Origin of the sequence: Micromonospora sp. NPDC005206 (genome assembly GCF_040608175.1) — a bacterium.
GTDB lineage: Bacteria > Actinomycetota > Actinomycetes > Mycobacteriales > Micromonosporaceae > Micromonospora.
Genome location: NZ_JBEXHU010000014.1, coordinates 198,299 through 215,562, shown reverse-complemented (window position 1 = coordinate 215,562; position 17,264 = coordinate 198,299). Strand labels below are relative to the sequence as shown.

The 17,264-nt window shown below is 70.2% G+C and carries 20 protein-coding genes and 1 tRNA gene; 17 read left to right on the top strand and 4 right to left on the bottom strand.

The features are described 5' to 3' along the window. Positions 1-67: 67 nt before the first annotated feature. A complete protein-coding gene (locus tag ABZU69_RS22720) occupies positions 68-277 on the bottom strand; it encodes a hypothetical protein (protein ID WP_354966344.1) in 210 nt (69 codons plus the stop codon). A gap of 144 nt (positions 278-421) precedes the next feature. Here ABZU69_RS22720 and ABZU69_RS22715 point away from each other — a divergent pair, with 144 nt between their 5' ends. Then, positions 422-841: a hypothetical protein gene (locus ABZU69_RS22715; protein WP_354966343.1), complete on the top strand. Its 420-nt coding sequence runs from the start codon at positions 422-424 to the stop codon at positions 839-841. A gap of 89 nt (positions 842-930) precedes the next feature. Then, positions 931-1,518, top strand: coding sequence for a hypothetical protein (locus ABZU69_RS22710; protein ID WP_354966342.1), 588 nt, complete (start codon positions 931-933; stop codon positions 1,516-1,518). 79 nt (positions 1,519-1,597) lie between these two features. Here ABZU69_RS22710 and ABZU69_RS22705 read toward each other — a convergent pair whose 3' ends face one another. Beyond that, the gene (locus tag ABZU69_RS22705; RefSeq protein WP_354966341.1) at positions 1,598-1,777 is read right to left on the bottom strand and encodes a helix-turn-helix domain-containing protein; all 180 of its coding nucleotides are present in this window, start codon (positions 1,775-1,777) and stop codon (positions 1,598-1,600) included. A 171-nt stretch (positions 1,778-1,948) separates the two neighbouring features. Here ABZU69_RS22705 and ABZU69_RS22700 point away from each other — a divergent pair. From ABZU69_RS22700 to ABZU69_RS22640, 13 genes are all read left to right on the top strand, one after another. After that, a tRNA-Gly gene (locus ABZU69_RS22700) sits at positions 1,949-2,021 on the top strand. 36 nt (positions 2,022-2,057) lie between these two features. Next, positions 2,058-3,401, top strand: a complete 1,344-nt coding sequence (locus ABZU69_RS22695; protein ID WP_354966340.1) for a hypothetical protein — start codon at positions 2,058-2,060, stop codon at positions 3,399-3,401. Continuing rightward, the gene (locus ABZU69_RS22690; RefSeq protein ID WP_354966339.1) at positions 3,398-3,856 is read left to right on the top strand and encodes a hypothetical protein; all 459 of its coding nucleotides are present in this window, start codon (positions 3,398-3,400) and stop codon (positions 3,854-3,856) included. The genes ABZU69_RS22695 and ABZU69_RS22690 overlap by 4 nt, the downstream gene beginning before the upstream one ends. Beyond that, the gene (locus ABZU69_RS22685) at positions 3,853-4,770 is read left to right on the top strand and encodes a ParB N-terminal domain-containing protein (protein ID WP_354966338.1); all 918 of its coding nucleotides are present in this window, start codon (positions 3,853-3,855) and stop codon (positions 4,768-4,770) included. The genes ABZU69_RS22690 and ABZU69_RS22685 overlap by 4 nt, the downstream gene beginning before the upstream one ends. Before the next feature lie 148 nt (positions 4,771-4,918). Beyond that, positions 4,919-5,203 carry a hypothetical protein gene (locus ABZU69_RS22680; RefSeq protein ID WP_354966337.1) on the top strand — a complete coding sequence of 95 codons (285 nt, stop codon included), beginning with the start codon at positions 4,919-4,921 and terminating at the stop codon, positions 5,201-5,203. Between the two features lie 74 nt (positions 5,204-5,277). Beyond that, positions 5,278-5,898 (top strand): hypothetical protein, encoded by a 621-nt coding sequence (locus ABZU69_RS22675; protein WP_354966336.1) that lies wholly within the window; start codon positions 5,278-5,280, stop codon positions 5,896-5,898. Then, positions 5,876-6,025, top strand: coding sequence for a hypothetical protein (locus ABZU69_RS22670; protein ID WP_354966335.1), 150 nt, complete (start codon positions 5,876-5,878; stop codon positions 6,023-6,025). Before ABZU69_RS22675 ends, ABZU69_RS22670 begins: the two co-directional genes overlap by 23 nt. Further along, the gene (locus ABZU69_RS22665; protein ID WP_354966334.1) at positions 6,022-6,420 is read left to right on the top strand and encodes a hypothetical protein; all 399 of its coding nucleotides are present in this window, start codon (positions 6,022-6,024) and stop codon (positions 6,418-6,420) included. Before ABZU69_RS22670 ends, ABZU69_RS22665 begins: the two co-directional genes overlap by 4 nt. 3 nt (positions 6,421-6,423) lie before the next feature. Continuing rightward, on the top strand, positions 6,424-7,818 hold the full coding sequence (locus tag ABZU69_RS22660) for a terminase family protein (RefSeq protein WP_354966333.1): 1,395 nt from the start codon (positions 6,424-6,426) through the stop codon (positions 7,816-7,818). A gap of 89 nt (positions 7,819-7,907) precedes the next feature. Next, positions 7,908-9,524, top strand: coding sequence for a ParB N-terminal domain-containing protein (locus ABZU69_RS22655; protein WP_354966332.1), 1,617 nt, complete (start codon positions 7,908-7,910; stop codon positions 9,522-9,524). A 190-nt stretch (positions 9,525-9,714) separates the two neighbouring features. Beyond that, positions 9,715-10,386, top strand: coding sequence for a recombinase family protein (locus ABZU69_RS22650; protein ID WP_354966331.1), 672 nt, complete (start codon positions 9,715-9,717; stop codon positions 10,384-10,386). 12 nt (positions 10,387-10,398) lie between these two features. Beyond that, positions 10,399-10,689 carry a hypothetical protein gene (locus ABZU69_RS22645; RefSeq protein WP_354966330.1) on the top strand — a complete coding sequence of 97 codons (291 nt, stop codon included), beginning with the start codon at positions 10,399-10,401 and terminating at the stop codon, positions 10,687-10,689. A gap of 656 nt (positions 10,690-11,345) precedes the next feature. Then, the gene (locus tag ABZU69_RS22640; RefSeq protein WP_354966329.1) at positions 11,346-13,403 is read left to right on the top strand and encodes a glycogen debranching N-terminal domain-containing protein; all 2,058 of its coding nucleotides are present in this window, start codon (positions 11,346-11,348) and stop codon (positions 13,401-13,403) included. Positions 13,404-13,714: 311 nt separating this feature from the next. On the opposite strand, the gene ABZU69_RS22635 is transcribed toward ABZU69_RS22640, so the two are convergent. Together ABZU69_RS22635 and ABZU69_RS22630 are read right to left on the bottom strand one after the other, a co-directional pair. Beyond that, positions 13,715-14,917 carry a low temperature requirement protein A gene (locus ABZU69_RS22635; protein WP_354966328.1) on the bottom strand — a complete coding sequence of 401 codons (1,203 nt, stop codon included), beginning with the start codon at positions 14,915-14,917 and terminating at the stop codon, positions 13,715-13,717. A 569-nt stretch (positions 14,918-15,486) separates the two neighbouring features. Then, positions 15,487-15,864, bottom strand: coding sequence for a hypothetical protein (locus ABZU69_RS22630; protein WP_354966327.1), 378 nt, complete (start codon positions 15,862-15,864; stop codon positions 15,487-15,489). 60 nt (positions 15,865-15,924) lie between these two features. Here ABZU69_RS22630 and ABZU69_RS22625 point away from each other — a divergent pair, with 60 nt between their 5' ends. Together ABZU69_RS22625 and ABZU69_RS22620 are read left to right on the top strand one after the other, a co-directional pair. Then, entirely contained in the window at positions 15,925-16,839 is a 915-nt protein-coding gene (locus ABZU69_RS22625; RefSeq protein ID WP_354966326.1) for a hypothetical protein, read from the top strand. 104 nt (positions 16,840-16,943) lie between these two features. Then, complete coding sequence (locus ABZU69_RS22620) at positions 16,944-17,165, top strand: helix-turn-helix transcriptional regulator (protein WP_354966325.1); 222 nt, start codon at positions 16,944-16,946, stop codon at positions 17,163-17,165. Positions 17,166-17,264 lie beyond the last annotated feature (99 nt).

Genomic DNA, 17,264 nt, shown 5'->3' with positions numbered 1-17,264 from the left:
CTCCGGGCGAGCGGGCGGTGTGCCGGACAGCACGCCGCCCGCTCGTGGGCTGCGCCGCCCCTTCCCGTCAGAACTCCCCGACGAGGTCGACCAGACGTTCCACCGGTTCGTTGGACGGCGCGAACAGGACTGCCGCCAGCAGGACCAGTATCGCGACCACTAGGACGACGACCCACACGTTGACCGTGGCGGTCAGACTCCACTGCGACCCGGCGTTGCTCTCCGGCGGTGGTGTGCCGTTTTCTGGCGGCGGGATGGTTTCAGGACGTACGCTCACGGCGTCGTTCTCCTCGCTAGCTGTGGGCAGAACGGTTGAACGGCTCCGGGTGCAACCGGGGCCGTTCGCGTTTGCGACGACCGCGCCGTTCGGAACTCATGCTCCGGTCTGTTCGTGGCTCTCGCCTTCAACTACGGTTGATGAATGTTCCGTGAGTTGGTGCTGCCGGGCGACGATGACTGGAGCAAGAGCGGTTCGCACTGGATGGACGATGCCCTCCGCGAGTGGTTCAAGTCGCTCGTCACCGAATCTCCGGAGTGGACAAGGGCGGAAGAAGCGCGCCCGGACGGCGCGACGCAGCTCGACCGGGACCGACTGTTAGTCCTCCGCATAATCGAGCATATGGGCGCAGCACGGCTTCGGCTCGACCAGGAACTGCTCCTGCTGGTAGGGCAGGCAGAGGAGTTGGGAGTCACCTGGACCGCTGTCGCTGACGCCCTTGCCACCTCTCCGCAGAACGCCCACAAGGTCTTCGCGAAGCGGCTGATGCATGTGCGTAACAGGGTGGCGATGGGCTGGGACGTCGAACAGGCGCTGGAAGACTTCTACCGCCGGAGGAGCTAGTAGCCGGGGCTCGGTCACATAGTGCACAGCGACGGCGAGCGGGGATTTGTGGCCGGCTCTGCCTCGCCGAACGCGCCTACCCTGGCGCGATGAGTGCTGAGCCGACGAGCCCATTGAGCAACTTCGTGTACTCCTTCGCCACCGTCCGGCTGCTGCTCCAGAAGGCGCACGACAACGGCAGTCTGATCGAGGGCTTGGTGTTGTACGTGTCGCTGATCGACGGGCTGCTGCGTCTGGCGATCATCCTGGACAAGCAGCTTGCTAGCGATCCGGTCACCGTCGGCGAATACATGCAGCAGGTGCCGGGCGGGCCGAAGCTCACCGAGCGGGCGATCTACGAGGAGGCCCGGCAGCGGAACATCATCGACGAGGCGTTCAAGGCCGAGGTCGTGGAGCTGTACGGGTACCGCAACGCGATCGTGCACCGGTTCTTCCTGACCAGCCTTCAGTACGCTGACCTGGCGCCGCATCTCGTCCGCTACGAGCGGTTGTACGACCGGTGCTTCGCGATCGTGGGGGAGCTGGAGGACCGCCAGGTTCGCGAGGGCAGAGGCATGACCATCGGCGGGCCGCAGACCGACCGACAGGCTGTGCTCGTCGAGGTGCTCGCCAAGCTGGGATTCAACCCTGACCGCACTGAGCGAGGCCCTGCGGCCAGTCCTCCTAGGACGGTTTAGGGGTGGTGCTGGGGGCCACCGGGTGCCGGCACTGGCCGGCGGTGAACGACTTCCGGATGGACCCGCGGCCCCCAGGTCATCAGCGCCGCGCCAACGCCGGGCACGCCTTGTAGGCGGCGGCCAGGTCCTCGTCGGTGAAGCGGACGAGCCGGCCGAGCCGGTGGCACGGCACGCGGCCCTTGGACACCCACCGCCGCAGGGTGGTCTCCGCGACGCGCAGCTTCACCGCGGCTTCGGCGTAGGTGTATTCCTGGCCCACCGGCCTACCTCCCGTTCATCGGCGCTTGGTGTCCGGTCACGATAGATCATTGCGGCCGGACAGGTCTACGGCGGGCTACGCCAGGCCACGCAGCGATCGGATGCCCCCGGGCCCTCTCGCCACCGGCCGAGTGTACGGCTACCATCTGGCACTGCGTGCTTGTCACGCGATGCGCTGGAAGTGCTGCTTGGTGGCACACCGCCCTACCGGGGCGGAGGCCCAGGTTCAAATCCTGGTCGGCGCTCGACGCCCGGCCACAGGGGAAGGTGGTGAGAGGCGCGTGTTCCACGGCAGCATCCCGGCCGACCTGCGCTCGATCATCTACGAGCACGCCGAGTCCTGGCCCGACACCGACCTGTACGTCGGCTGCTCGGGCAACTTCACGATCGAGCGGACGCTGCACAGCCGGCCCGGCGAGCAGCGCGCGATCCACGGCAACGACGTCCAGTCCTACTCGAGCGCGCTCGGCTGGTGGCTCGCCGGCCGGGAGCTGGACTACCAGCTCAAGGACGAGCACCGCGAGGAGCTGGCCTGGCTGGAGCCGTACCTGACGACCTCCACGGACACCCTCGCCTCGCTGATGCTCGGCACGCGGTTCCTCCAGTACGTCGGGCGGCCCGGCGTCTACTACGAGCGGATGGTCCGGGCGACCGTCGGCCAGTTCCCGACGATGCACGCCAAGACCGTCGCCAAGCTGAACGCGCTGACGCTACGCCTGGCCTCGTACTACTGCGGCGACGTGCGGGACTACCTGCGCGACGTCGTGCCCGACGACGCCCCGGTGGCGATGTTCCCGCCGTTCTACGCCGGGGACTACGAGGCACAGTTCGCCGGCATCGACGAGTTCTTCGACTGGCCGGCGCCGACGTACGACACGCTCGACGAGGACGGCAAGGAAGAGATCATCGGGGCGGTCCTCGACCGGCCCCACTGGATCCTCGGCCTCCACATCGCCCGCGAGGAGCTGCGCCCGTGGCTGCGCGGCGTCGTCCAGACCTCCAACCGCGGTATGCCGATCTACGTCTACGCGTCGTCCGGAGCGCGGCGCGTCGTCGCGCCCGCCCAGCAGGTCGCCCCGATCCTCATGCCGAAGATCGGGCCCGCCGAGGACCTCGGCGACCGCATGGCCATCCACGTGCTCAACGGCGGCCAGTTCGCCGCCGTCCGCTCGCAGTTCATGAGCAAGACGATCCTGCCCGGGTCGCCGCTGCTCGCCTGCGGCGTCAGCGTCGACGGCAAGCTCGTCGGCGCGTTCGCGTACCTGCCGCCGAAGTTCGACCCGGCCTGCGCCTACCTGATGAGCGACTTCCCGGTGTCGTGGACCCGGTACCGGCGGCTGGCGAAGCTGATCGTCATGGCGGCCGCCAGCCGCGAGGCGCAGCTGCTGCTCCAGCGGTCCCTGTCGAAGCGGCTGACCGCCTGGTCGACGACCGCCTTCACCGACCGGCCGAACAGCGCCAAGTACGGCCGGGGGATCCCCGGCGTGAAGCTGCAAAAGCGCAGCGAGCCGGCCGCCGACGGCATCCACCGGTACCAGCTCCAGTACGGCGGCCCCCTGGGCGACTGGACGCTGGCTGAGGCGCTGGCGGAGTGGAAGCGCCGCCACGGGAAGGACAAGCGATGAGCGACGACCACCGCAGCGGCGAGCAGCCGGCCGCCGAGCCGGCCGGGTGCCCGAAGCAGGAGTGGGACGGCCCGTTCAGCTACCGGTGCGGCCTCGGCGCCGACGTCGGCGTCTGCGCGAAGCACGGCCAGTTCCGGCACGAGCCGGCCGACCCGGACAAGCCGTGCCCGCACACCGATATGCACCTGGACGCCGACGTGCAGCGGCTGACCGTCTCCGGCGACGACCCCACGGTGGTGGCGTACATCGCGGAGCTCTCGATCCGCTGCGCCGCTCCGGGCTGTGGTGAGCGGTTCCGCTGGACGGGCGTGCCGGCCGGCATGATGCCGAACCGGCCCGCCTGCACCCCGGACGAGTTCGTGCTGCACGCGCCCATCCGGCCGGCGACTGCCGACCCGGACTTCGGTCTCGGCATCCCCGGTTTCGCCATCCAGTACCGGGGAGACGGCCGGTGAGCGACGCCGACGAGCCGCTGAACCTGCGCCGGGAGACGGTCGACCCGGCCAGCCTGACGCTGCTGGAGGTCAACGCGCGGTACATGCGCAAGGAGACGTTCGACCGCCTGGTGGCCAACGTGCGCCGAGACGGCGCACTGACCAGCACGCCGCTCGTCTGGCACGACGCGGCCACCGAGCGGATGGTGGTGCTCTCCGGCAACCACCGCATCATGGCCGCCCGCGAGGTCGGCCTGACCGCCGTCGACGTCATCGTGGTCGACCAGGAACTTTCGCGCGCCCGACAGGTCGCGCTCCAGCTGTCGCACAACGCCATCGAGGGCGAGGACGACCCGGCCACGTTGAAGCACCTCTACGAGGAGCTGGACGATGTGGACTGGCGGGCCTACTCGGGCCTGGACGACAAGCAGCTCGACCTGCTCGCGCAGGTCGACCTGGAGGGCCTGTCCGAAGCGAACCTCGACTTCGCCACGGTGCAGCTGGTGTTCCTGCCGATGGAGCTGGACGCCGCCCGCGCCTCCTTCGACGAGGCCCGCAAGCTCGTCCAGGCCGACGCCCGCTGGCTCGCCGGGTACGGCGACTACGAAGCCACCCTGGACGCGCTCGCGACGACCCACGGCGCCCACAACGTCGGCAACGTGGCCACCGCACTCGGCCTGATCCTCCAGGTGTTCGAGCGGCACCTCGGCGAGCTGCGCGACGGCGTGTGGTTCGACCCCGAGTCCGGGGAGCCCATCGGCAACGTCAACCGCCTGGTGCCGATCGAGACGGTGCTGGAGACGCGCTCCATGCCCGCCGACGCAGCCGCCGTGGTGGCCCGCGCCGTCGACCAGCTCGTGCGCAAGGGCGAGGTGCCAGCCCACCAGCGGTGGAGAGCCCTGGAGCTGCTGGCCGCCGACTACCTCGCCGGGTGAGCCCCGGTGCGGATGCCGTACGCCCTGACCGCCTTCGTGGTGGTGGTCATCGTCGGCGGCCTGCTCGCCGGCTGCATCCACCTGTGGCCCGCCTGACCCCCGACCCGGCCCGGTACGCACCGCGGCCGAACCCATGAGGAGGAGCAAGATGCCCGACCGCCCCGACGACCCATACGCCGGCCTGGACGAGCGCCAGCGCTACGAGCTGGACCGCCGCTGCGACCACCACCCGCCGAAGAACCTGGAGCAGGCCGAGCGTCACCTGGCGTGGCGTACCGCCGTGAAGGTGCTGATGGCCGAGGCGATGCGAACCCTGCCCGCCGGCCGGGAGACGTCCCTCGTGCTGACCAGCCTCGACGACGCCCTGATGTACGGCAACGCGGCGATCGCCCGACCCCCCATGCCCGGCGGACGAGCCCCCGGACACCGCTGAGACAGGGCGGCCCGGCCTGACTTCCCCGCAGACCGGGCCGCCCGCACCACGCACCACAGCACGAGGAGGTGACCATGAGCGAGCCGGAGATCCTGCCCTGGGACAGGCAGCGCCGAGAGCCCGAGAAGGCGTACGGGTACTTCGTGCTGTACCGCGACCTGGGCCGCACCCGCACCGTCGCGAAGGTCGCCACCGAGGTCCACAAGAGCCGGGATTACCTCCACAAGCTGGCGAGCACCTGGAAGTGGGTGCAGCGGGCGCAGACGTGGGATCGCGAAGAGGACCGGCTGTACGTCGAGGGCCTGGCCGAGCAGCGGCGCGACATGGCCAGGCGGCACGCCCGGATCGCCTCGGCGCTGCAAGGGAAGCTCGTGACTCGGTTGCAGAACCTCGACGCGTCGAAGCTCGGCCCCGGGGACATCGCCCGCTGGCTGGAGGTGGCGACCCGCGTCGAGCGCCTGGCCCTGGGCCTGCCGGACTCGACGACCGCGCACACCGGCCCGGACGGCGGCCCGATCCGCGCCGAGGTCGACCAGATGAGCGAGCAGCAGCGCGCCGACTTCTTCCGAGCGCTGATGGCGGAGGCGGCGGCCCGTGCCGGCCAGGCCGGACCCGCAGGCGATGCCGACGACCCCGACGGCGACGAGGACGAGGACGAGGAGGAGACGGCCGGTGAGCCAGCGGCGCAGGGTTGACGGCGAGGTGTGGTTCGCGCTGGAGGTGCGGGCACCGCGCTGGACGGTGTGGTGCATCGCCGTCGGCGGGCTGCTGCTCGCCTCGTCCAGCGTGGCCACCGTGGTGGTGGTCGCGGTGGCGCTGTGAGGCGGGGCCTGCGGTCGACGCGGCTGCTGGCCGGGCACCGCGCGCCGGCCGCCGCGCAGCCGGCGTACCGACCCGGCGGGCCCGTTGTCGGCCCGCAGACGTGGGCGGCGCTGAACGTGCAGCCGCGCCAGCGGGCTGTCGGCCGCGCCCGTGTCGGCCCGACCCGGGCGCAGCGGCGGACGCTGACCCGCCGGGTGTGGGCGTGGCGGCTGCTGCTGTCCGGCTGGTTCGGGCTGACCGCCCTGACGCTGTGGGCGGCGGTCCGCTGGGCCGGCCTCGCCGGCCTCGCCGGCCTCGGCTGCCCGGCGCTGATGCTGTGCCCGTTGCTGCTGCTCGCCTGGTGCGCCGTTGTCGACCTGCGCGACCGCGAGGCCGAGATGCGGAACGGGCGCTGACCGATGCTACTGGCCTACCCGGACCCGGCGATGATGACCGACGCCGAGCTGGCCGCCTACCTGCGCGAGGTGTCCGAGGTCCAGGGCCTCGTCCGGTACGACTGGCCCCGGCACGCCCGGTCCGAGCAGCTGGAGCCCAACAGGGCGTACCGGATCTGGATGCTGCTCGCCGGCCGTGGCTTCGGCAAGACCCGCACCGGCGCCGAGACGGTCCGGAAGTGGGCTACGGCGAAGCCCGGCGGGCACTACGCGGTGATCGCGAAGACGCACCGCGAGGTGTACAACGTCTGCTTCACGGCCCGACGTGCCGGCCTGCTGGCCGTGGTGCCGCCGAAGGACGTGAAGACGTTCAACAAGAGCGAGCCGTACCTGGAGCTGCGCAACGGCGCGATCATCCGCGGCTTCGGCGCGCAGGACCCCGACATCCTCCGCGGCTACGACTTCGACGGCGTGTGGTGCGACGAGTACGCCGCCTGGCCGGTGCAGACGGCGCAGGGCGTGTTCGACATGCTCTGGTTCTGCATGCGCGAGGCCGAGAGCCCGCACATGGTCATCAGCACGACCCCGAAGCCCCTGCCGCACGTGAAGAAGCTGCTGACCCGGGCGGCGAAGCAGAAGGCGCGCAGCCGCCGGCCCCGGGTGGTCATCACCCGAGGCAAGACGCTGGACAACGCGGCGAACCTCAGCGCCGAGGCGCTGGAGGAGCTGCTGGAGCAGTACGGCGGCACCCGGCTCGGTCGGCAGGAGCTGGACGCCGAGCTGCTGACCGACGTCGACGGCGCACTGTGGAAGAGCGCGTGGATCGAGGCCGGCCGCGTCGACAAGGACGACCTGCCGAAGCTGGTCCGGACCGTCGTCAGCGTCGACCCGGCGGACACCGTGTCGGAGACGAGCGACGAGACGGGCATCGTGGCCGTCGGCCGGGGCGAGGACGGCGAGCACTACGTGCTGGCCGACCGGAGCATGAAGATCGCCGGCATGGCCGCCGCCCGGCGGATCTGGCAGTGCTACCTGGACGTCGACGCCGACGTAGTGATCTACGAGGGCTCGTCGGCGTGGATGCGGGACATCCTCGTCGACGCGTGGGTTGCCATGCAGAAGGAGGGCCTGCTGCCTGGCGGCGACCCGCCGCTGGACGTCGTGCAGGCCCGCGTGAGCAAGCGGGTGCGCGCCGAGCCGGTGGCCGCCCGCTACGAGGTCGACCCACCGCGGGTGCACCACGTCGGCGCGTTCCCGGTGATGGAGGACCAGCTGACGACCTGGACGCCGGAGTCCGGCGACTCTCCGGACCGGCTGGACGCCCTGGTGCACGGCGTGACGTACCTCCGGTCGAAGGAGTCCCGTCGTGCTGTGGTGGCGTCGCCGCTGCGAGCCAAAACCGCAGGTCAGGGCCGGTAACGATTAGACGGTGATGATCTTGAATGATACAATGAATATGTACAGCCCGAGCTGTACGCCTGTTCACGTGGAGTAGGAAGGACCCAAGAGTGACCGCACCGACCAAGGCGCGAACCCGGGCCAAGAAGGCCCCGTACCTCGCCCAGATCGACCCGCGCGACCTGCTCGCGCACCCGAGCAACCTGCGCAACCAGCTCGGCGACCTGACCGAGCTGCGCGACTCGATCGCCGCCAGCGGCGTTCTGCAGGCGCTGACCGTCGTCCCCGAGGACGACGGCCACCGGATCGTCGCCGGCCACCGCCGGGCCGCAGCCGCCGCCGAGGCGCTCGAAGCCGGCGAATGGCCCGACGGCCTGACCCAGACGGTGCCGTGCCTCGTGCGGCCCGACCTGGTGGGCATGGCCCCGGCGCAGATCGTGGCGATGCTCGTCGAGAACGACCAGCGCGTCGACCTGACCGAGAGCGAGCGCGCAGCCGGGTACGCCCAGCTGGAGCTCTTCGGCCTGGACGTCGCCGAGATCGCCCGCCGGACCGGCCGGGCGCAGAAGCACGTCCAGTCCGCGCTCAAGCTGACGAAGCTCGGCGAGGCCGCCACCGCGGCGGCCGACGCCGGGAAACTGTCCCTGGAGGACGTCGCCGAGCTGGAGGAGTTCGAGGACGACCCGAAGACGATGGAGAAGATCCTCAAGGACGTCGAAAGCAGCTGGGGGATCAAGCACAAGGTCCAGGAGGAGCGCCGCAAGCGGCAGGTCAAGGACGCCATCGCGGCGGTCACCGCCGAGCTGGAAGCGGCCGGCGTGAAGATCGTGAAGAAGCCGAAGGAGTGGCCGTACAACTGCGCGATGGCGCGCGTCGACCAGCTCCAGACGGCCGACGGCGAGGAGATCGACCCCGAGGCCGTGAAGACGCTCGACGGGTACGCCGCCGTCATCGAGGAGCGGTGGGACTCGGCCAGCGCGCTCATCGTCTGCCTCGACCCCGAGGCGCACGACTACAAGCGGACCGGGCACAGCTACTACAAGAGCCCGGCCGAGGTCGCCGCGAAGGAGGCCGCCGACAAGGCCCGCGAGGAGCGGGCGGCTCGGCTCAAGGAGTCCGGGGCCGTGCGGCGCCGGTTCCTCGTCGAGAAGTACGGCAGCGCGAAGGGCGCGAAGGCGCTGCTGGTCGAGGCGATGCGGTTCGCCGTGGTGTGGCCCGACTTCCTCCAGTACCGCGTCGATCGGGAGTTCATCAAGGCGCTGGCCGGCGGCGAGCTGGTCGAGGGCGCGACCGCCGGGCAGGACCGGCTGAACCGGCTGCTCGTCGCCCGGCTGGTCGGCGCGCAGGAGCACAACGTCGAGCAGGTCGCCGAGGGTCGGTGGGTCGCGCACAAGGACCTGATCGTGCTGTGGCTGAACAGGTTGGAGGAGGACGGCTACGAGCTGTCCGAGGGCGAGGCGGACATGCGCGCCGCCCTCATCGCCGAGGAGGAGGAGCGGAAGCGCGCCGAGGCCGAGGAGGAAGCCGAGCGCCTGGCGTACGAGGCCGAGGAGGACGCCGAGGAGGACGCCGAGGAGGACGGCGAGGACCAGGAGGTCGTCTACGTGGACCTGCCGGAGCACGACGTCGAGCCCGAGCCCGAGCCCGATGCCGAGGACGTCGAGCCGGACCCGTGCGCCGAGGCCGACCTGGACGCGGGCGAGCCCGCAGCCGAAGGCGACGAGTGAGTCTGACCCCACGGGTCGGCAGCCGGCGGCGCGCACCCACACGGTGCGCGCCGCCCGCCCGCCCGCCCGCCCGCCCCCCCCCGCGGCGGGGGGGGGGGGGCCCCCCCCGGGGGGGGGGGGGGGGGCCCCCCCCCCCCCCCGGGGGCCCCCCCCCGGCGCGACGGCCCGACCGACCAGCACGGAGGAACCCGTGGACCACGACCTGCTGCGCGGCACCTGCCCCGCCTGCCAGGTGACCATCGGCGAGACGCACGCGGACGACTGCGACGTGGCCGAGTGCCTGGTGCGCGGCTTGAAGCGCATGTACTGCCGGGCCCTGGCCGACACCGCGGGCCACGACTGCGGCGCGTCGACGTGGACCGGCGACTGGCCGGGCCACCGCGAGGCCCGCGAGTTCGGCTGGCACGTCCGCTGGGACGCCGAGGCCCGGACGTGGGCGCGGTGCGCCCCGGAGGTGCCCGGCTCGGGGCCCGACCTCAACCGGCTGTACGAGCACGCGCGGTGGGACGCCGAGGCCCGCCGCTGGGTGCGGCGCCGGGCCGTGGTGTTCTTGCGGGCCGTACGCGGCGGCCGGGCCACCATCGAGGAGCTGACGAAGACGGCGCAGCGCTGGTGCACCGAGCAGGGCTACGAGGTGGTCGGCGAGCACGTCAGCGCGAAGGGCTGGCGGGAGACGGTCGCCGACGTCGGCGACGGCCTGGCCGACACCGTGGTGGTGCCGTCGGTGGAGCGGCTGGGGTTCGGCAAGCAGGTGTTCGAGAGGATCGCGGCCGTGCGCCGGGCTGGCGGCGACGTGCGCGGCCCCGGCGTGCGCGTCGACGCGGACGGCCGGGTCGTCGCGACGGCGACCGTTGAGATGTGAGGAAGATTCACGATGGAGCGAGAGAAGCGGCTGATGCTGGCGTGTCCGCCGACGAACATAAACGAGCTGCTGGAGGGCATGGGCGTCCCGCCGTACGTGCCGACGATCGACCATACGGTGACGCAGTGCGTGGACTGCGGCACGGACATGTGGATCGGCCCGAACCAGCAGGCGGCGGCGACCCGGGCGCCGGGGGCGTGCCTGCTGCTGTGCATGGCGTGCTCGGTGATCGAGCAGAAGAAGCGCGGCGGTGGCATCGTCGGGCACCTCGGCGGCCACGGGAGGCCGCGGCTGCCGGGCTAGTCCGCTGAGCGGACCAGCGCTGGTCCGCGTCGTGCCCCAGCTTCCTCCGCAGCGGTAAGGTCCGCGGTGGGGGCGTACCGGCCCGGTCGGCGGGTATCCGCGCCCGTCCAGCGACGAGAAGATTGGTGGTACGGAGTGGGGACGACGGAGATCCGGGTGCACGGCGTGGCCGAGCCGGGCCCGGAGAGTCTCCTTGGCCGCCCGGTCGTTGACCGGGTGGCCGGTGACCGGGAGGCACCGCGCTGGAGCACGCCAGGGTCGAAGTGACTGCGCTGTCCGCCGGCTACGCGGAGGCGCTGGCTCCGCTGCGCCGCGGGCAGGCCGGCCACGATCCGGGCCGGGTCGCGACCCCGGCGGTGATGCTCCGGCGATAGCGCCCCGGCGCCGACCGCCGCGTCAAGCCCGGCGTATGCACAGGTCAAGGTCGGTGTGCTGTGCGCGCAGGTCGAAGCGACCGTGGTGGCCGACGACCTCGCCACCCTCACTTGCCGCCCCTTCGGAAGGGCCGACGCTGGCGGTGGGCAGATTGTCCCGTGTCCGGCTAACACTCCGATGCGGAAGCCGTGGTGTAACCACACCTAGAAGGGTAACCACCACCCCACAGGCACCGGACTGGCCAGCGGCGGCGGCTCGTGTGGCCAGAGCGGAGGGGCAGCGTGCGGCTCGACCAGATCAATATCCTGCAGGGAGACGCCTTCGTTGTAAGCGACCGGCAGGGTGACATCAACCCGGCCGCTAATTTCCCCGACGGGCTGTTCTATCGCGACATGCGGCACTTATCGCGGTGGCAGCTGCGCCTCAACGGCCACCAACTGGAGGCGCTGAGCGCGGACAACCTCGAGTACGACGAAGTTGTTTTCTTTCTGATCGAGCCGACCGGAACGATCTACCGGAACCCGTCGCTGTCTGTCACCCGCCGCCGTGCCGTGGCGACTGGCATGCAGGAGCGCATCACGGTCCACAACTTCGGCAACACGCCGGTCGCGTTCGAACTCACGATGATATTCGACGCCGACTTCGCCGACATCTTCGACGTCAAGGACCAGATGTCAAAAACCGGCCATCTGTACCGCCATCGGCGCGACGGCGGGATCACGTTGGGCTACAGCCGCGCCGACTTCTGCCGGGAAACGCACATCGACGCCCCCGGCGCGTTCGTTACCGAAGAATCGCTCACCTTCCGACATGAGCTACCACCTGCGCAAGAGTGGGACGTCGACATCAACATCCGGGTCGGGGTGGAAGTGGACGTGGCGTTAGAGCGCCACCACCGCTGCCCGGACATGCCTTGCACCATTCGGGAATGGCTGGACGCGTCACCCATCTTGGACACGGATTGGGACGACTTGCTGCACATTTACCACCGCAGTCTTCTCGACCTCGCCGCGCTGAGGTTCTACCCATTCCCTGGAGACAAAGCCTCTCTGCCCGCCGCCGGGCTGCCCTGGTTCATGGCGGTGTTCGGCCGCGATAGCCTCCTAGTCAGCTATCAGATGCTGCCGTTCCACCCCGAACTTGCCTATACGACTTTGCGGGCCCTCGCCGAGCGGCAGGCGATCCATGAGGACGACCACCGCGATGCCGAACCAGGCAAGATCCTGCACGAACTGCGCAACGGGGAGCGTGCCCATTTCGGCGAACGTCCGCAGTCCCCGTACTTCGGCGCCGCTGACACGACGCCGCTGTTCCTGATCGTCCTAGACGAGTACGAACGGTGGACCGGTGACACGCAGACTGTCCAGGACCTCGAGCCCGCGGCCCGCGCGGCGTTGCGGTGGCTGGAGACGTACGGCGATCCCGACGGCGACGGCTACATCGAATACCAGACTCGCAACCCGGGCAGCGGTCTGGTCAACCAATGCTGGAAGGACTCCTGGAACTCGGTGGTCCACCCCGACGGCAGCCTCGCCAAGCTTCCCCGGGCTACCTGCGAAATTCAGGGCTATGCCTACGACGCGCGCCGCCGAACGGCGCGGCTTGCGCGGGAGATTTGGAACGACCCCGGCCTCGCCGAGCGTCTGGAACGCGACGCCGAGGAACTCTATCGCCGGTTCAACACCGACTTTTGGCTACCCGACCTCGGCTATTACGCCCTCGCGTTGGACGGGGACAAGAAGCCGGTGACCACGTTGACCTCCAACATCGGACACCTGCTGTGGAGCGGGATCGTGCCGCCCGAACGCGTTGACGCGCTCGCCGCGCTGCTCTGCGGACCCCGGATGTTTACGGGATGGGGCGTGCGCACCCTCGCCGACGGGCAGCCAGCCTACAACCCGCTTGAGTACCACAACGGCACCGTTTGGCCGCACGACACCGCGATCGCCGCAGCCGGGCTTGCCCGGTACGGACACCGCGATGAGGCCAACCAACTCGCGATGGGGCTGTTGCAGGCCGGCCATCATCTGGGCCATCGACTGCCCGAGGCACTCGCAGGCTACCCACGAAAGAACACTTTGGTGCCCGTGCTCTACCCCACCGCCTGCTCCCCGCAGGCATGGGCCGCTGGTGCGCCGATGATGCTGCTCCGCATGATGCTCGGCATCGATCCGGAGCCCGATACTCTGGCCGTGCGCCCACACCTACCTGAGGATCTCCGCCGCCTGGCACTGCACGGAGTGCGCTTCCGCGGCACGCGGGTCGAGGCCCTCGCGGGCACCGCTGCACATGACCTAGATCGGTTGAAGCCGATACCGGGCGCCCGGGAGCTTCAGTGAAGAACGCACCATTCGGTCGAGATCACCGTTGGACGATAGTGGCCGGACACTGTGCTGGGAGATCCTGCGCGACGACGACGGCGCCGTCCCGCAGATTGACCGATACCTCGTCCCGCCATCGCCCGCCTCAACAACACCGCGTCACCGGTTGCTACACGTCCCCGCCCGCCTCACCCGTTCCGCCCGACGACCCGTTCCCCGAGGAACCCGCCACTCGCCGGGTAACCGCCATGCCCATATGCCGGACGAACCACACGGAAAGATCAACCAGCGGTCGGCCACCCTTGGTAACACTTAGCGACAGGCCGAGGCTAGTGATCCGTCGCGGTCCCGCCGGCGCCCTGCCTGCGCCGGGTAGCGATCACGGTGGTGGCGACGAGGGTGGCGAGGAGCAGAGCGGTCAGGCGCGCCGGTGCCGGCGTGAACGGTGTCAGCAGTACGAGCGCCGTCGTGGCCAAGTACGGCACGGTCGTCTTGAGCTGTTGATAGGGGCGGATGTGCAGCGTCCAGACTGCGAGTAGGTAGATTGCGACCGGCGTGGCCACCGCGTATCCGGCAGCCATGCGCCCAAGGTGCGCCGCGCCGGTCTGGTAGTCCACGTCGACGGCGATGCCCGCACCGAGCGCGGCGGCGGAAGCGAAGATCAGGTATTGGCCGTATCCCCAGAGCAGCGCCACGCGCGGCGTGCTAGCCAGTTGGTAAACGGGGCGGTCGAAGTACAGCCACCACATCGCGAAGACGATCACGACGGCGGCGCCTGCGATCGACAGCAGAGTGCTTGTCTTGATCCCTCTGTCGAACGCGGTCTGGACGGCGAGGCTAGCCGCGAGTATCGACTCGCCGAGCACGATGATGGTGAATAGCCCGTACCGCTCGGTTATGTGGCGTGGGTGCCAGATGATCGGAGCGGGGCGCCTGGCCCAGAACGGCAGGAGCAGTTCGGCGAGGACGATCACGAGGAAGCCGCGTAGGAGCCACCGGTCGGGCAGTGCCAGCCGGGCGATCCAGGCCGCCTGCAGCACGGTGATCCCCACGGCGTAGCGCAGTGCGGTGGCCCGCCGCTCCGGGTCGCTGCGGGCGACGCGCAACCATTGCCCGACCATCGCCAGCCGCATGATCACGTACCCGTAGGTGATGACGGAGAAGTCGCCGTGATCGAAGGCGCGAGGTACGCCACCGGCGATCACCAGCGCCCCGGCGATCTGGACCAGGGTGGTGAGGCGGTAGACGTCGTCCTCGGGGTCGTACGCGGAAGCGAACGTGGTGAAGTTCATCCACGCCCACCAGATCGCGAAGAACACCGCCGGATAGAGGCCGATCCCGTGGCCGATGTCGGCCTCGCCCAGGTTGTGGTGCAGCCGGTCGGCGGCCTGCCTCACCGCGGCCACGAAGCACAGATCGAAGAGCAACTCCAGCGGAGTCACCGTCCGGTACGGCTCGTCGGTGGGGCGGGCGACCATCGGCCGGTACCAGGTGCGCGAGAGACCCGCTGGATGAGTCACTGTGTCGGACATGGCACCACCTCGGACGACTCGCGCGAAGACGATTCCTGCCGCTGATCATTCCGACCGCGGCCCGTCCCGTACCGACGCTCACCAAAGTTCACGTGAACGGGCCTGGAAGTCGACTCCACCGGCCGCATGCGAGGCGCCCCAGACCGAACCAAGGGACGACGGTGACTGCTACCCGTTCGCGGCTCCGACCTCCGAGGCCGCTATGCGGTAGCGAGAACTCGTTCGCCTATTTCGTGGCCGATCCGTTCGAGCTTGCCCGCGCTGCCTTCCTTCTGGATGAGGTTAGCCAGCAGGCTCTGCGTACACCCGCTCTCGCCTGCAGCGGGACGCGGACCTCGCCGCCCGCGACGTCATCCTCAACACCGCCCTACGGCTGTACAAGCCGACGCAATGGTCTGCGCGGGACTGGCTCGTCGACCTCATCGACAAGTACGTCCAGGCCCAAGCCACTGGGTTGGTCTACGACCGCATGCTGAACCCCGCGCGGCGGTCGTAGGTCCCGTGTCGGGCGGTCACCACGTGCGTCGCCAGTGGGGCCATTCAGAGCGGGCGCTGGTCCGCCAGGCGGACTAGCCGCCGCCGGCGCGGTGGTCGTGGGCGTCGCAGTCCGCGCCGACCGGCGGCTCCACCTGGACGTCGGGGCACATGCGGCAGCGGATGACCAGGTGCCCGCCGCAGCGGCACGGCCACCAGTCGCGCATCGGCGTGGTCGCCGAGCCGCCGGCGTAGCCGTGCCCGTTGTGGCACTCGTTCGGCTCGTGGCCGACTAGCTCGCGGACCTGGCGGTAGGGGAGGGCGACCACGTGCGGGTCAGCGCGTGCCCGGTCGACCAGGTAGCGCAGCTCGGCGGGGGAGTCCACGACGCGCCCGATGACGGTCACGCCGGCCGGGCTGTTGCCGGCCCGGTCCCAGCGGATCGTGAGGTACCACCGGTTGCGCCACTCCACGCCCGCAGGCTACTCGCACAGGTGTTCGATGATGTCGGACCCGCGGGCCATACTGGCGGGATGTCCAGTGAGATCAATGTGACGTACCGGGTGACCCGGGCCTTGCCGGCCGCTCAGCAGGCCACCTGCCGCTTGGTGGTGGACGAGATGGCCGGCGAGGTGCCGGAGCCGGAGAACGCCGACGTCATCGTCACCGACGAGTTCGACAAGGTGGTCGCGGAGTATCTGGCGACCGAGGTTGACCTGGCGTTCGACCCGGCCCTGGCCAACCAGTACCGGGCGGACCGGGCCGACGGCGCCCGCGCCGCCGCCAGGACGTCGCCGCAGCCGGGCGGCAAAGTGGTGGTGATCGTCGGCAGCGCCCAATTCGCTCGCGGGCTGCGGTCCGTGCGGCACTGCTTGCTCCACGAGGCCCAGCATGTGCGCCTGCACCAGCGGGGCGACGTCGCCCACGCCGTGCACCGCCGGCTGCCGTTCACGCTGCCGGAGGACGAGTTCATCTGGGAGTTCCTGTGGCGAGCCGAGAACGCGATCGACGAGTTCCGGTGTGAGCGGACCGTGCACGAGCGGGGGTGGACCGACCCGACCAACACCCATGGGCCTCGCGACCTCGACGGTGTGCTCGGCACCTTCCGGGCGGTTCAGGCTGAGTTCCACCGCACGGGGGACCGGGAGCGTGCGTACGAGGGGGCGTTTGGCGCGCTCGACCGCCTGTCGACGGTCCTCGGGTACGGGGCGGCTGCTCTGGTCACCGGCGTGACCGCGCCGGTGACCTGGGCGCAGTCGCCGGCGATGGGACGGGTCCTCGACGTCCTGGAGGACCTGCCCGGTGCCCACGTGCCGGTGCCCCGAGAGACGGTGCTCGCCACCGCGGCGGAGGTCGCCAAGAGGCTGCGGCGGATCTTTCAGGAGCTGGGCTTCGACTGCTACTTCGAGGGCGACGACGGCGGCAGGTGGTTTGTGGTAGCGAGCTGAGCCGGGCTCGCTGGGGCCCGGCCAGCGACCTTCGCGGCTTCGTTCTGTCCGGCCGCAATGGCATTGCCCATGCTCATAGCCGTGATGGGCTGATCGAGCTCGCGGTGGCGGTGCTCTCCGTCGCCTATCGGCTGGTGACCCAGCCGCCGCAGCGGATGAGCATGGACACGCTGATCGCCTTGTGTGACATCTTCGAGTGCACGCCCAACGACCTGATCAAGCCGGCCGTGGTCAACGCGCAGACGAAGAAGACCGCAGACGGGGCTACCGGCCCGGTGGTGCCTCTTGCCGGGCGACGGACTGTGATCCGCCGACCCGGCCAGTGAGGAAGCCGACGCCGGATCAGTTGCGGCTACGCGCCGAGCTCGCCGAGGCGCAGGACACGATCCTCGAGCATCTGCGCAGGACGCTGGGTTGCGAGCTGA

What these genes read in the sequence shown, in the direction of transcription:
- ABZU69_RS22715 (WP_354966343.1), top strand. Translation starts at nt 422, where the DNA reads ATGTTCCGTGAGTTGGTGCTGCCGGGCGACGATGACTGGAGCAAGAGC.
- ABZU69_RS22710 (WP_354966342.1), top strand. Translation starts at nt 931, where the DNA reads ATGAGTGCTGAGCCGACGAGCCCATTGAGCAACTTCGTGTACTCCTTC.
- ABZU69_RS22690 (WP_354966339.1), top strand. Translation starts at nt 3,398, where the DNA reads ATGAGCGACGACCACCGCAGCGGCGAGCAGCCGGCCGCCGAGCCGGCC.
- ABZU69_RS22680 (WP_354966337.1), top strand. Translation starts at nt 4,919, where the DNA reads ATGCCCGACCGCCCCGACGACCCATACGCCGGCCTGGACGAGCGCCAG.
- ABZU69_RS22675 (WP_354966336.1), top strand. Translation starts at nt 5,278, where the DNA reads ATGAGCGAGCCGGAGATCCTGCCCTGGGACAGGCAGCGCCGAGAGCCC.
- ABZU69_RS22660 (WP_354966333.1), top strand. Translation starts at nt 6,424, where the DNA reads ATGCTACTGGCCTACCCGGACCCGGCGATGATGACCGACGCCGAGCTG.
- ABZU69_RS22645 (WP_354966330.1), top strand. Translation starts at nt 10,399, where the DNA reads ATGGAGCGAGAGAAGCGGCTGATGCTGGCGTGTCCGCCGACGAACATA.
- ABZU69_RS22635 (WP_354966328.1), bottom strand. Translation starts at nt 14,917, where the DNA reads ATGTCCGACACAGTGACTCATCCAGCGGGTCTCTCGCGCACCTGGTAC.
- ABZU69_RS22625 (WP_354966326.1), top strand. Translation starts at nt 15,925, where the DNA reads ATGTCCAGTGAGATCAATGTGACGTACCGGGTGACCCGGGCCTTGCCG.